This window comes from Kineococcus sp. GCM10028916, assembly GCF_042674865.1.
GTDB lineage: Bacteria > Actinomycetota > Actinomycetes > Actinomycetales > Kineococcaceae > Kineococcus.
Genome location: NZ_JBHTFM010000003.1, coordinates 841,132 through 854,183 on the forward strand (window position 1 = coordinate 841,132; position 13,052 = coordinate 854,183).

Annotated in this window: 14 protein-coding genes; 7 read left to right on the forward strand and 7 right to left on the reverse strand. The window is 74.3% G+C overall.

The window, feature by feature from the left end:
• Positions 1-3 precede the first annotated feature (3 nt).
• Positions 4-1,671 (forward strand): 2-succinyl-5-enolpyruvyl-6-hydroxy-3-cyclohexene-1-carboxylic-acid synthase, encoded by a 1,668-nt coding sequence (gene menD / locus ACFQ46_RS06585; protein ID WP_380258317.1) that lies wholly within the window; start codon positions 4-6, stop codon positions 1,669-1,671.
• Here menD and ACFQ46_RS06590 read toward each other — a convergent pair.
• Entirely contained in the window at positions 1,668-1,970 is a 303-nt protein-coding gene (locus ACFQ46_RS06590; RefSeq protein WP_380258319.1) for a hypothetical protein, read from the reverse strand. The two genes, menD and ACFQ46_RS06590, sit on opposite strands and share 4 nt — an antisense overlap.
• Positions 1,967-2,293 carry a putative quinol monooxygenase gene (locus ACFQ46_RS06595; RefSeq protein ID WP_380258321.1) on the reverse strand — a complete coding sequence of 109 codons (327 nt, stop codon included), beginning with the start codon at positions 2,291-2,293 and terminating at the stop codon, positions 1,967-1,969. Before ACFQ46_RS06595 ends, ACFQ46_RS06590 begins: the two co-directional genes overlap by 4 nt.
• A 66-nt stretch (positions 2,294-2,359) precedes the next feature.
• On the opposite strand from ACFQ46_RS06595, the gene ACFQ46_RS06600 reads away from it, so the two are divergent.
• The 3 genes from ACFQ46_RS06600 to ACFQ46_RS06610 all read left to right on the forward strand — a co-directional run bounded on the left by ACFQ46_RS06600 (position 2,360) and on the right by ACFQ46_RS06610 (position 5,526).
• On the forward strand, positions 2,360-3,094 hold the full coding sequence (locus tag ACFQ46_RS06600) for a demethylmenaquinone methyltransferase (protein WP_380258323.1): 735 nt from the start codon (positions 2,360-2,362) through the stop codon (positions 3,092-3,094).
• A gap of 93 nt (positions 3,095-3,187) precedes the next feature.
• Positions 3,188-4,474: a geranylgeranyl reductase family protein gene (locus ACFQ46_RS06605; RefSeq protein ID WP_380258325.1), complete on the forward strand. Its 1,287-nt coding sequence runs from the start codon at positions 3,188-3,190 to the stop codon at positions 4,472-4,474.
• Entirely contained in the window at positions 4,471-5,526 is a 1,056-nt protein-coding gene (locus tag ACFQ46_RS06610; RefSeq protein ID WP_380258327.1) for a polyprenyl synthetase family protein, read from the forward strand. Before ACFQ46_RS06605 ends, ACFQ46_RS06610 begins: the two co-directional genes overlap by 4 nt.
• Before the next feature lie 4 nt (positions 5,527-5,530).
• Here ACFQ46_RS06610 and ACFQ46_RS06615 read toward each other — a convergent pair whose 3' ends face one another.
• A complete protein-coding gene (locus ACFQ46_RS06615) occupies positions 5,531-6,331 on the reverse strand; it encodes an SDR family NAD(P)-dependent oxidoreductase (RefSeq protein ID WP_380258329.1) in 801 nt (266 codons plus the stop codon).
• A gap of 35 nt (positions 6,332-6,366) precedes the next feature.
• The gene (locus tag ACFQ46_RS06620; RefSeq protein WP_380258331.1) at positions 6,367-7,155 is read right to left on the reverse strand and encodes an SDR family NAD(P)-dependent oxidoreductase; all 789 of its coding nucleotides are present in this window, start codon (positions 7,153-7,155) and stop codon (positions 6,367-6,369) included.
• 90 nt (positions 7,156-7,245) lie between these two features.
• On the opposite strand from ACFQ46_RS06620, the gene ACFQ46_RS06625 reads away from it, so the two are divergent.
• Positions 7,246-7,845, forward strand: coding sequence for a TetR/AcrR family transcriptional regulator (locus tag ACFQ46_RS06625; protein WP_380258333.1), 600 nt, complete (start codon positions 7,246-7,248; stop codon positions 7,843-7,845).
• A 73-nt stretch (positions 7,846-7,918) separates the two neighbouring features.
• A complete protein-coding gene (locus ACFQ46_RS06630) occupies positions 7,919-8,239 on the forward strand; it encodes a hypothetical protein (RefSeq protein ID WP_380258335.1) in 321 nt (106 codons plus the stop codon).
• On the opposite strand, the gene ACFQ46_RS06635 is transcribed toward ACFQ46_RS06630, so the two are convergent.
• A complete protein-coding gene (locus tag ACFQ46_RS06635; protein ID WP_380258337.1) occupies positions 8,208-9,818 on the reverse strand; it encodes a methyl-accepting chemotaxis protein in 1,611 nt (536 codons plus the stop codon). The genes ACFQ46_RS06630 and ACFQ46_RS06635 overlap by 32 nt on opposite strands.
• A 248-nt stretch (positions 9,819-10,066) precedes the next feature.
• Between ACFQ46_RS06635 and ACFQ46_RS06640 the strand changes: the two genes are divergently transcribed.
• Positions 10,067-10,900, forward strand: coding sequence for an endonuclease domain-containing protein (locus tag ACFQ46_RS06640; protein WP_380258339.1), 834 nt, complete (start codon positions 10,067-10,069; stop codon positions 10,898-10,900).
• Between the two features lie 40 nt (positions 10,901-10,940).
• Here ACFQ46_RS06640 and ACFQ46_RS06645 read toward each other — a convergent pair whose 3' ends face one another.
• Together ACFQ46_RS06645 and ACFQ46_RS06650 are read right to left on the reverse strand one after the other, a co-directional pair.
• Positions 10,941-11,984, reverse strand: a complete 1,044-nt coding sequence (locus ACFQ46_RS06645) for a DNA polymerase domain-containing protein (protein ID WP_380258341.1) — start codon at positions 11,982-11,984, stop codon at positions 10,941-10,943.
• Positions 11,981-13,030, reverse strand: coding sequence for an ATP-dependent DNA ligase (locus ACFQ46_RS06650; RefSeq protein ID WP_380258343.1), 1,050 nt, complete (start codon positions 13,028-13,030; stop codon positions 11,981-11,983). Before ACFQ46_RS06650 ends, ACFQ46_RS06645 begins: the two co-directional genes overlap by 4 nt.
• Between the last annotated feature and the right edge of the window lie 22 nt (positions 13,031-13,052).

Below are 13,052 nucleotides of genomic sequence, written 5' to 3' on the forward strand. Positions count from 1 at the left end.
GGGGTGAACCCCTCGACCGCCTTCGCGACGGTCCTCGTCGACTCCCTCGTCCGGCTCGGGCTGCGCCACCTCGTGCTCAGCCCCGGATCGCGCAGCGCCCCGCTGGCCTACGCGGCCGCCCGCGCCGCCGACGAGGGCCGGTTGACGTTGCACGTGCGCATCGACGAGCGCAGCGCCGGGTTCCTCGCGCTCGGACTCGCCCGCGCCGGTGAGCTCGTCGCCGTCGTCACCACGAGCGGCACCGCGGTCGCGAACCTGCACCCCGCCGTCCTCGAGGCCCACCACGCCGGGGTCCCGCTGGTGGTCCTCTCCGCCGACCGTCCGCACGAGCTCCGCGGGTCGGGCGCGAGCCAGACCGCCGACGCGCAGGCCCGGATGTTCCTGCCCTCCGTCCGCTACAGCGCCGACCTGCCCGCCCCCGTCGATCCCGAGCGGCAGGCGCCGGCCTGGCGGTCGGTGCTCTCGCGCGCCGTCGCGTTCGCGCGCGGTCTGCGCGGGGACGGTCCCGGTCCGGTGCACCTCAACGTCGGGTTCGCGGACCCGCTGACCCCTTCGGCGGGCGAGGTCCCGACCGGTCCGGGACTGACCGAGGTGCACGCGGTCCCGGCGGCGCGACCCGTCGTCCTGGAGCGGGGCCCGCGCACGCTGGTGCTGGCGGGCGACGCCCCCGACCCGGCGACGGGGCTCGCCGCGCGTGAGCTCGCCGAGGCCGCCGGCTGGCCGCTGCTGGCGGAACCCAGCTCCGGGGCCCGTGGCGGCGAACGTGCGGTGGGGCCCTACCGGCTGCTGCTCGACGCCGTCGACGAGGAGGGGCCGCTCGGCGACGTCGACCGCGTCGTGCTCTTCGGCCACCCGACGCTGTCGCGGCCCGTGACCCGGCTGCTGGCCCGCGACGACGTCGAACTCGTCGTCGTCAGCGCCGCCGGGACCTGGTCGGACGCGGGGTTCCGCGCCGCCCGGGTCGTCGCCGCCGCCGCCGTCGAGGGACCGGCGGGGGCCGCGGAGCAGGAGTTCGCCGCCCGCTGGGACCGGGCGGGGAAGCTCGCCGCCGACACCGTGCACGCGACCCTCGACGCCGAGACCGGCCCCAGTGGGCCGTGGGTGGCGCGGGAGATCGTGAACGCCTGCGCTGCAGACGGTTCGACGCTCGTCGTGGCGGCCAGCAACTCGATCCGCGACGTCGACCTCGCGGGTCGCCCGCTGGGGGTCCGCACCGTCTCCAACCGCGGGCTGGCCGGGATCGACGGCACCGTCGCGACGGCCGAGGGGGTCGCGCTCGCGAGCGGACCGACCCGCTTGCTGCTGGGCGACCTGGCCTTCCTGCACGACGCCAACGCGTTGCTGCCGGTGCCCGGCGAACCCCGCCCGGACCTGACCGTCGTCGTGGTCAACGACGACGGTGGGGGGATCTTCGAGACCCTGGAGCACGCCGCCGTGGTCGACCGCGCCACCTTCGAGCGGGTCGTCGCGACCCCGCACGGGGCCGACCTCGCGGCCCTCTGCGCCGCCTTCGGGATCCCGCACTCGCGCCCCACGAGCCTCGCCGGGGCCCGCGCGGAGATCGGGACCGCGCCGCGGGGTCTGCGGGTGGTCGAGGTCGTCGTCGACCGGGCCCGGGTCCGCCCGCGCCTCGAAGCGATCACCGCCGCGGTGCGCGCCGCCGTCTCCTAGGACCGGCGAGCGCCCCGGCCCGCGTGCTGGTCGGGGTGCCCGGCCGGCGCGGGGCGCAGGGCCGGCCAGAGACCGGCGACCAGAGCGATCAACGCGCCACCCGACATCGTGGCGACCGCGGCGAAGCGCAGGCCGTCGGTGCCGCAGAACGTCGTCGGGAGGTCGGCCGGGGCGGCGGCGGAGCCGCAGCTCAGGCGTGCGCCCTGGATCGTCGTGGAGTGCGGCAGGAAGAGCAGCAGCACCCCGGCCAGGACGACGACGACGCCGACCAGCAGCGTCCGGGCCCGTGCGGTCGTCACCGCGGCCGGACCTCACCCATCGGACCCCAGTCCGACACGTCGGGGGAGTCCACGAAGATGATCTGCGGCTGGGCGCTGACCCGGTCGGGCATCTCCGAGACGGCCTTCCGGAAGTGGTCCGAGGCCACGTGCGCGGCACCGGCCTCGGCGTCGCGGAAGCACTCGACGAGGAACCAGGTGTTCGGGTCCTCGGCGGAGCGCGACCAGTCGAAGGACACGTTGCCGGGTTCTGCGCGCACCGCGGCCGTGAACTCCGCGACCAGCTCGGGCCAGGCGTCGGCCAGCTCGGGCTTCACGGGCCACTTCACGTTGATGACGATCACGGGGCGAGGCTGGTGGCGGCCACGCCTCGTGGCACCCGGTCGTGGCCGGGCTGCGAGGATGGGCGCGTGGGCACCCCGGACGTCACCAACCAGCGCGAGCTGGCCGACCTGAGCAAGCGGCCGCGGCAGGTCTCGGCCATGTTCGACGACGTCGCCGAGAAGTACGACCGCACCAACGACATCCTCTCGGTGGGCCAGGACCGGCTGTGGCGGCGCGCCGTGCTGCGGGCCATCGACGCCCGGCCGGGGGAGAAGGTCCTCGACCTCGCCGCCGGGACCGGGCGCTCCAGCGAACCCTTCGCCGACCGCGGTGTCCTCACCGTTCCGTGCGACTTCTCCACCGGCATGGTCCGCGCCGGCAAGCGCCGCCGGCCCGACCTCGGCTTCGTCGTCGGTGACGCCACGCGGCTGCCCTTCGCCGACGGGGTCTTCGACGCGGCGACGATCTCCTTCGGCCTGCGCAACGTCGTCGACCCCGACGCGGGCCTGCGCGAGATGGCCCGGGTCGTCCGCCCCGGTGGCCGCCTCGTCGTGTGCGAGTTCTCGACGATGCCGAACCCGTTGCTGCGCAAGGCCTACGACACCTACCTGCACCACGGGCTGCCCCGGGTGGCCAAGCTCGTCAGTTCGCACGCGGACGCCTACGGCTACCTCGTGGACTCCATCGACGCGTGGCCGGACCAGGCCGGGCTCTCGCGCCGGATCGCCGCCGCCGGCTGGGAGCAGGTGGCTTGGCGCAACCTCTCCTTCGGGGTGGTCGCGATGCACCGCGCGGTCCGCTCGGCCGGCGTCGTGACCTGACCCACACCGGGGCCGCTGACCGGGCCGGAGGGGCCGGGGGAGAACTACACTGGACGTAGCCTCGTGAAAACTTTCACGAGCCGGGGATCAGGGGTGAGCGTGGACACGCAGGACGCCGACGTGCTGGTCGTCGGGGCCGGCCCGGCCGGTTCGACGCTGGCCCGCCACCTGGCGACCGCGGGACGCCGCGTCCTGGTGTTGGAGAAGTCGTCGTTCCCGCGCGAGAAGGTCTGCGGTGACGGACTCACCCCCCGCGCCGTGCACGAGCTGGACCTGCTCGGCGTGAAGACCCCCGCCGAGGACGGCTGGCGGCAGAACAAGGGTCTGCGCCTGCTCGGCGGCGGGGTGCGCCTGCAGGTGCCGTGGCCCGAGATCTCCGACTTCCCCGGCTACGGGCTGGTGGCGACCCGCGCGCGCTTCGACCAGACGCTGGCCGAGCACGCGCGCGCGGGCGGCGCCACGATCCTCGAACGCACCTCCGTGACCGGCCCCGTCCTCGACGAGCGCACCGGTCACGTCGTCGGCGTCACCGCGCGCCCCGTCGACGAGAAGGGCCGCAAGGCGGGCGAGGAGAGCACCTACCGCGCGCCGGTCGTCGTCGCGGCCGACGGCGTCGGCGGTCGCCTCGCGCTCGCGATGGGCCTGGCCAAGCGCGACGACCGCCCGCTCGGCATCGCCGTCCGCACCTACTTCACCAGTCCCCGTCACGACGACGACTGGATGGAGGCGTGGATGGAGCTGCGCGAGAGCGACAGCTCCACCGGACCGCTGCTGCCCGGCTACGGCTGGGTCTTCGGGGTCGGCGACGGCACCTCCAACGTCGGGCTGGGCGTGCTGGACCCCGGGTCCGGGGCGATCGACTACCGCGACCTGCTGCGCCGCTGGACGGCCGCGATGCCGCCGGAGTGGCGCTTCCGGGAAGAGGACCAGGTCGGCCCGATCCGTGGTGCCGCGCTGCCGATGGCCTTCAACCGCACCCCGCACTACACCCGCGGCCTCGTCGTGGTCGGCGACGCGGGCGGCATGGTCAACCCGTTCAACGGCGAGGGCATCGCCTACGCGATGCAGTCGGCGCGCTTCGCCGCCCACGCCGTCGACGACGCCCTGTCGGCGGGCGACGAGCGGGCGCGCGAGCGGGCGCTGCAGGCCTACCCGGCTGCGGTTCGCGCGGACCTGGGTGGTTACTACACCCTGGGTCGTGTGTTCGTCTCCCTCATCGGCCACCCCGAGGTCATGCGCATCGCGACGCGCTTCGGCCTGCCGCGCCCGGGGTTGATGAAGCTCGTCGTGAAGCTCCTGGCCAACCTGGCCGATCCCACGTCGAAGGACGCCGCCGACCGCGTGGTCGTGGCGCTGAAGCGATTGGCCCCTGCCGCGTGAACACCTCGCTCAACACCCCCACGGCCACCCCCACGGCCACGCCCGCGAACGGGCTCCCGACGACCGACCCCGCGCTGGAGAACGCCCTGCGCGAGGCGCTCGACGTCGTCGAGGACCGCCTGCGGCTCGCCGTCGGGAACGCCGACCCGATCGCCGACGCGGCCTCGCGCCACCTCGTCGAGGCCGGCGGCAAGCGCGTCCGGCCGATGCTCACCGTCCTCGGCGCGCACCTGGCGGAGCCGGAACGCAGGGAACTGCCCGGCGAGGTCGTCGACGCGGCGATCGTCTGCGAGCTCACCCACCTGGCCTCGCTGTACCACGACGACGTCATGGACGAAGCCCCCACGCGGCGCGGAGTGCCTGCGGCGCAACACCAGTGGAACAACAACGTCGCGATCCTGACCGGCGACCTGCTCTTCGCCCGCGCCTCCAACGTCGTCGCCGGCCTCGGGCCGGAGGCCGTCCGGGTGCAGGCCGAGACCTTCGAGCGGCTCTGCCTGGGGCAGCTGCACGAGACCGTCGGCCCGCGCGCCGGCGAGGACGCCGTGGCGCACTACCTCGACGTCCTCAGCGACAAGACGGCGTCGCTCATCGCCACGGCCGGTCGCTTCGGCGCGCTGTTCGGCGGCGGGTCGGGCGAGGTCGTGACGGCGATGATCCGCTACGGCGAGGCCGTCGGGGTGGCCTTCCAGCTCGCCGACGACGTCCTCGACCTGACCAGCGACACCGACGAGTCCGGCAAGCGTCCCGGCACGGACCTGCGCGAGGGGGTCCCGACCCTGCCGGTGCTGCTCGTGCGGCGCGCCGCGGCCGACGGCGACCTGGCCGCGGCCCGGATCGTCGCCCTCCTCGACTCCGGCCACCTCGACGACGACGACGTGCTGGCCGAGGCCGTCGCCGCGTTGCGCGCGCATCCCGGCACCGACGCCGCGCGGGCCACGGCGCGGGAGTGGGCGCAGCGGGCCACGAGCCACCTGACCGCGCTGGCGGACTCACCCGCCCGCAGGGCGCTGGAGACCTACGCGGCCACCGTCGCCGACCGCGTGGCCTGAGTCCTCACCGGCCCGGACGGGGTTTCGCGACCACGCCGGCCAGGGAGGCGAGGGTCCGCCGGGGCAGGAGCCTCGTGACCGCGCCCAGCACCTTGTAGAGCGGGCCGTCGACGACGGAGGGCCCGTCGCCCTCCAGCGCCCGCATCGTCGTCGCCACGACGTGGTCCACCGTGCGCCGCGGCAGCCCGGTGTCGGAGTCCTCACCGGCGACCTCGAAGAACGGGGTGTCCGTGGGGCCGGGGCAGACGGCGAGGACCCGGACCCCGCTCCCGCGCTGCTCCGCCCACAGCGCCTCGGTGAAGCTGAGCACGAAGGCCTTCGTGGCCGCGTAGACCGCCAGCCCCGGAACCGGTTGCAGCGCAGCGAGGCTCGCGACGTTGAGGATCACGCCGGAGTGGCGTTGCACCATCGCGGGCAGGAACCTGGACGTGAGGTCGACGACGGCGCCGCAGTTCAGCGGCACCTGGGCCAGCAGCCGCTCGGGGTCGGCGCTCGCGACCGGGCCGGACACCGCGAACCCGGCGTTGTTGACGAGGACGTCGATCCGCAGCCCGAGCTCCGCCACCCGTGCCTGCAGGTCCGCGCCGGCACCGGGGAGGCCGAGGTCGGCGGGCAGGACGTCGACCCGGCGTCCGTGTGCGCTGCGGACCCGGTCCGCGAGGGCGTGCAGCGCGTCGGTCCGCCGGGCGACCAGGACGAGGTCGGCGCCCCGGGCGGCCAGCGCCTCCGCCAGCCCCTCGCCGATCCCCGACGACGCTCCCGTCACCAGGGCCGTGCGTCCTGCGTAGCTCTGCGTCGCGTCCACCGCGCGATCATGCACCCCGGTGGGGCGCCGACCCGTCAGCGGGCGGACACGCGGTCGGCGAAGCGGGAACCGACCGCGCGCAGGACGGCACCGCGCGGGGCGAGGCGGGCCAGGCGGGCCCCGACCTCGTTCAGGCGGCCGTCGACGACGACGGGGCGATCGGCGTCGAGGGTGGTGAAGAACGTCGCCACCACCTGCTCGACGCTGCGTCGGCGCATCCCCGCGCCCGAGGCCTCGCCCGCGACGTCGAAGAACCCGGTGTCGGTGACCGTCGGCGACAGGGCCGCGACGCGGACCCCCGTCCCCCGGGTCTCGGCCCAGACGGCCTGGGAGAGCGAGACGACGAAGGCCTTCGTCGCGGCGTAGGCCGCCAGTCCGGGGGCGGGGAAGTAGCCGGCCATGCTGGCGACGTTGACCACCGCACCGCGCCGTCGCTCGATCATCCCGGGCAGGAAGCGCGCGGTCAGGTCGGCCAGCGTCGTGCAGTTCAGCGTCACCATCGCGGTGAGCCGCGTGAGGTCCGGGGTGTCGGCGAGGCGACCGCTCAGCCCGAACCCGGCGTTGTTGACCAGGACGTCGACCCGGCGGTCACCGAGGGCCGCCTGGACGCGTTCCCCGGCGCCGGGGGTCGAGAGGTCGGTCGCCACGACGAGGACGTCCCGCCCGTGCGCGCGGCGGATCTCCGCCGCCAGCGCGTCCAGCCGGTCCGCGCTGCGGGCGACCAGGACGACGTCGGCGCCGCGGGCGGCCAGCGCCCGGGCGATGCCGGCGCCGATGCCCCCGGAGGCGCCGGTGATCAGGGCGGTGGTGTCGGTGAAGTCCATCGGGTCCTCCGAGTGTCGAGACGTGCCGTAGTGGCACGATGTGACAATTCGACCCATGGTGTCAACCCCGACGCGTGGTGAGATGTCCCCGTGACCGATCGACCCTCGACGCGCGAACGCCGGCTCGTCGCCACCCGTCGGTCGCTGGCCGAGCACGCCCTGCGCCTGTTCGCCGAGAAGGGGTACGAGGCCACGACCGTCGCTGACATCGCGGACGCCGCCGACCTCTCCACGCGGACGTTCTTCCGCCACGTCCGCGACAAGGACGAGGCGATGTTCGTCGCCGACGAGGACGTCTTCGACGACGTCGTGGCCGCGGCCGGCGACCGCAGCCTGCCCCCGTTGGCCCGGCTGCTCGACGGCGTGCGCGCCCTGGCCGCGTCCGCGGAGAAGGACCCCGACGTGAAGTGCGCCCGGGAGCGGGTCCTCGAGGAGAACCCCACGCTGCGGGCGCGTGAACTCGCCCAGCAGTTGCGCTGGCAGTCCCGGGTCGAGGAGTTCCTCGTCGGCCAGGGCACCGAGCAGGGAGCGGCCAGCCTGGCGGCCGGTCTCGCGCTGACGGTCTGGCGGGAGGCGTACCGGCGCTGGATCGGGGACGGGGCCGTCGTCGGAACTCTCGGTCACCACCTGGACACCGTGATCGGCGAGCTCCCCGGACACGTTGCGGGAGCGCGCATCCACCCAGGGTGAGTCGTCGGCCGCCGAACCGGCGAACCTCCGCCGAACCGTTCCGGAAGCCGTCGCGGTCCGGGATGATCTGCCCGTGATCCACGGCTCCCCGCTGCCCCCGACGTCGTCGCCGGAGGACTCGCCGGAGGACCTGGCGACGCGGGTCCCGCACCCACGCTCCGGCCGGCACCGGAGCCCGGGGCGGGCCCGCCTCGGCGGTCCCCAGCCGGCGGAACGGGTGTGCCTCGTGCTCGCCCTCGTGGGCAGCGTCGTGGCGGTGGTGCTCAGTGTCCAGGGGTTGCGCGTCGCCGCCATCACCGTGGCCGCCCTCGGACTCGTCCTCGCCGTGGCGGGACTCGTCCTCGGGCGGCGCACGGCGAACCTCAGACGCGGAAGCGGTGCACCAGCTCGCTGAGCTCGCCGGCCATGCGGTGCAGGTCGTCGGTCGCGGCGCGGGTGCCGGAGACGACGGCGGCGGTGGTCTCCGCCGAACCCGTGATCCCGCGGATCCCGTCGGCGATCGAGCCCGAACCCGCGGCGGCCTCGCCGACGCTGCGGCTCATCTCCGCGGTCGTCGCGTACTGCTCCTCGACGGCCGAGGCGATCGTCGTCTGGTGGTTGCTGATCTCGCCGATGACCTCGGCGATGCTCTCGATGGCCCGGACCGCCTCCGCGGTGTCGCTCTGGATGGAGCCGACGCGGGAGGCGATGTCCTCGGTGGCGCGGGCGGTCTGCGCGGACAGCTCCTTGACCTCACCGGCGACGACGGCGAAGCCCTTGCCCGCCTCACCGGCCCGGGCGGCCTCGATGGTCGCGTTGAGGGCCAGCAGGTTCGTCTGCTCGGCGATCGCGGTGATCGCCTTCACGACGTCACCGATCTGGGTGGAGCTCACGCCCAGGCGGGCGACGGTCTCCCCGGCGCGACCGGCGAGGTCGTTGGCGCGGGCGGCGACGGCGGTGGCCTCGGAGGCGCCGGAGGCGATGTCGCGGATGGCGGCCTGCATCTCGGTCGCCCCCATCGCGACGGTCGCCACGCTCGCGGAGACGATGGCCGCGGTGTCGGCCGCGCCGGCGGCGACGGCCGCGGTCTCGCCCGCGGTGGCGCCGATGCGCTCGCTGTCGGCGGCGAGCTGGGTGGAGGCCAGGGACAGCGACGCCGACGACGTCGCGATCGCCGCGACCGTGCCGCGGACGCTGTGGCGGGCCCGCTCCAGGGAGGCGGCCATCTGGCCGACCTCGTCGGTCGAGTCGACGCGCGCCTCGACGGTCAGGTCCCCGGCGGCCATCGCGTCGAGCGAGGCCGACACCGCGTGCAGCGGCCGGACGATGGAGCGGACGACAGCCAGACCCAGGGCGGTGGCGAGGCCCAGGCCCACCACCAGGCCGATGACGATGGCGTTGCGGGAGTCGTCGGCGTCCTTCTGGGTCGTCACCGCGTAGTCCTTGGCGGCCGCGTCCTCGGCGGCCTCGATGGCGTCCAGCGCGTCGGCCGCCTTGCTCACCAGCGGCTGCGTCACGTCGGCGTTCGCGCTCGCCCAGCCGGCCAGGTCACCGGAGTTCGACAGCGGGATCAGCTGCGCGTCGCGCGCCTGGCGCCACTGGGCCCAGGTGTCGGTGAAGACCTTCCAGTCGGCGGCGTCGGCCACAGGCGAAGCGGAGTACTTCGCGGCCCAGTCGTCGAGCTCCGCGTCGCTGTCCACGATCTTCTGCGCGACCTTGGCCTTGCCCTCGGCGTCCGGCGTCGCGGCGTGCGTCGCGACGAGCATGCGCGTCTTGAGCTCCTCCTGGTGCACGCGCCCCAGGGCGGTGAGGCCCACGACGCTGTCCGTGTAGAGGTCGTCGGCGCGCTGGCTGCCGCCGTCCAGCGCCCAGAGGGCCCCGCCGCTGACCCCGACGGTCACCAGGGCCAGCGCACCGAGCGCGCTGAGCACCTTGGTGCGCACGCTGCGGTCGGCGAAGACGCGGGTGGTGCGTGGAGCCGCGGTGCTGGACATCGGGAGACCCTCCGGGACGACTGTGGCCCGGCACCCGCCGGATCCTTCCCCGTGTCCTTCGTCCAGAACGCGCCGTTCCTTGAACGCCCCCCACTACTTCCTCCCCCCGCCGTGATCATGCAGGGAAACCCAGCAAGACCACGAGTTGTCCACAGCCGATCCGTGATCTTGCTGGGTTTCCCCGCATGATCACGGCGAGCTGTGGACGACGGGGCGGGGGGTCGGGCGGTCCGGGTCAGGATCGGGCCGTGCCCACCGCGCTCCTCGTCCCCGACGTCCTCGATGTCCCCGACGTCCTCGCCGACCTGACGCTCGACGAACGGGTCCGGGCGCACCGTCTGCTCGACGTCCTGCCCGCCGGGTCCGCTTTCGCGCGGCGGACGGCGGCCGCGCTGCACGGGTTCGACGTGGCGGCGCACACCGAACGGGACGTGCCCCGGCGCCTGGAGGTGGTCGTCCCCTGCGGGCGGACCCCTGTCCGCCGGGAGGGTGGCCGCTGCTACGCGGCGGAACCGGGGGACGACGTGGTCGAGGTCGACGGGTTGCCCGTCACGTCCGTGCTGCGGACGGCGGTGGACGTGGCGCGGTTCTGCCCCCGCTTCGTGGCGTTGCCCGTCCTCGACGTCGCCGCCCGGGCGGGACTCCTCTCGCCGGTCCAGGCCCTGGTCCGTCTCGACGACCTGCCGGGCGGACGCGGGGTGCGGATCGCCCGCCACACGGCGGGGATGGTCGACCCCGGTGCGGAGTCACCACCGGAGTCCCTGGTCCGGATCCGCCTCGACGACGCCGGGTTCCCGCGACCGCAGACCCAGATCCCCGTCCCCGGCGCCCGGGGCGGACTCCTGCGACTCGACCTCGGGTGGCAGGAACGGCGGGTCGCGGTCGAGTACGACGGCCGCGAGTTCCACGACGGGTGGCGCGAGCAACGGCACGACGGGGCCCGCCGCGAGCACCTGCAGCGTCTCGGCTGGGTCGTGCTCCCCGTGACCTCCGGTGACGTCCTCGGCCGGGTGCCTCGCCTCGAGCAGGCCGTCGGTGAGGTGCTCGGGCGAGAACCCCGCCTGCGCACCCGCCGCTGGTGACCCTCACCGCACCGTGACCCCGCGGGGTTTCCCCGTGGGATCACGGGTCGGGAGGGGTGGGGTCCTTCCGGGCGCGGGAGGGCTGGACGCGCTTGGGTTCCCCCGGCATCTTGGGGTAGGTCGGCGGGTAGGGGAGGTCGCCGAGACCGTTCCCGTCGTCGCGGTCGGCGAGCGCGAGCAGCGGTTCCAGGGAGTGCAGGGTCGAGCGGCGCTCGGCCCACAGGTCGCCGACGGCGGCGAAGCGTTCCGGGAACGTCGCCAGGGTGAAGTCGTCCGGGTCCACGTCCGATCCCAGCTCGGCCCAGGTCAACGGCGTCGACACCGTCGCGCGGGGGGTGCGGCGCAGCGAGTAGGCGCTGGCCATCGTGCGGTCACGGGCGTTCTGGTTGTAGTCCACGAACACCGTCTCGCCGCGTTCCTCCTTCCACCACGCGGACGACACGAGGCCCTCGGCGCGACGCTCGACCTCGCGGGCCAGGGCGATCACCGCGCGACGGACCTCGGTGAACGTCCACCGGGGTTCGATCGTCACGAACACGTGCACGCCCCGTCCGCCGGAGGTCTTGACGAAACCCTCGTACCCGAGTTCCGTCAGCAACGGGTGCAGCACGTCGCGGGCCACCCGCTTCGCCTGCTCGAAACCCGTCCCGGGTTGGGGGTCGAGGTCGACGCGGAACTCGTCGGGGTGGTCCACGTCGGGGGCGGTGCAGTGCCAGGGGTGGAACGTGATCGCCGCCTGCTGCGCGCCCCAGACCACCGTCGCGGTGTTGGTCGGCCGGATCGCGTCCGCGGAACGGCCCGAGGGGAACGTCACGTGCACGGTGTCGACGTAGTCGGGCGCGAACTTCGGCACCCGCTTCTGGTAGACCTCCTCGCCCTCGATCCCGTCCGGGAAGCGCTGCAGGTAGGTCGGGCGTTCGCGCAGCGCGTTCAGCAGGGCGGGGGCCACGAGCCGGTAGTGCTCGACGACAGCACGTTTGGACCCCTGCTCGCCCAGTTCCGGGTAGTACGTCTTGTCGGGGGAGGTGAGCCGCACGGGGATGCCGTCGACGTCGATCTCCTCCGCGGGGGGTTTCGGGCTCACGACCGGCTCCCGGACGCTCCCGACAGCACGTCCGCGAGGTCGTAGTCGGTCGGCGTCTCGAGCTGGTCCAGGCGGCAGTCCTCGGGGGCCTTGTCCGGCCGCCACCGCAGGAACCGCGGGTTGTGCCGGAACCGGTACCCCTCGAGCTGGTCGTACTCGACCTCGCAGACGAGTTCCTGACGGATCGGGACCCAGGAGTCGTCCACCCGCGCGTTCCACCGGTTCTTCTCGCCCTGGACGTTCTCCTCGCCGGTGCGCAGTTGCGACAACTGCTCCAGGAGTTCCGCCCGCCGGGCCGTCGTGAACGCCGCCGCGCCGCCGACGAAGGCCATCCCGTCGTCGGTGTGCAACCCCAGCAGCATCGACCCGATCCCCGGGAGGCTCTTGTGCGGGCGGTAGCCGACGACGACGCACTCGGCCGTTCGCCGGTGCTTCACCTTCGTCATCACCCGTTCCTTCTGCTGGTACGGGGCGTCCAGCGGTTTCGCGACGACCCCGTCCAGCCCCGCGCCCTCGAACCTCGTGAACCACCGGACCGCGAGGTCGGCGTCGAACGTCGCCGTCGTCACGTGGGTGCTCGGACCGCAGCCGGCGAGCGCCGCCACGAGTCGTTCCCGGCGCACCGACGTGGGCTGGACGGTGAGGTCCTCGTCGCCGAGGGCCAGCAGGTCGAAGGCGACGAACTGCGCGGGGGTCTCCTCGGCGAGCTTGGCGATCCGGCTCGCGGCGGGGTGGATGCGCTGGGACAGCAGTTCCCAGGCGAGGCGACCGCCGCCGGTGCGGGGGACGAACAGTTCGCCGTCGACGACGCAGCGCGGGGGCAGTTCCGCGAGCACCGCGGCGACGACCTCGGGGAAGTAGCGGGACAGCGACTTCTCCCCGCGCGACTGCAGCTCGACCTCGTCGCCGTCGCGGAAGACGATGCAGCGGAACCCGTCCCACTTCGGCTCGTAGAGCCAGGCCGGGGCACCGTCGGGCTGGCGCGGGACGCTCTTCGCCGCCTTGGCGAGCATCGGCTCGACGGGCGGGTTCAGCGGCAGGTCCATGACGCTCACTCTGCCGCAGGGC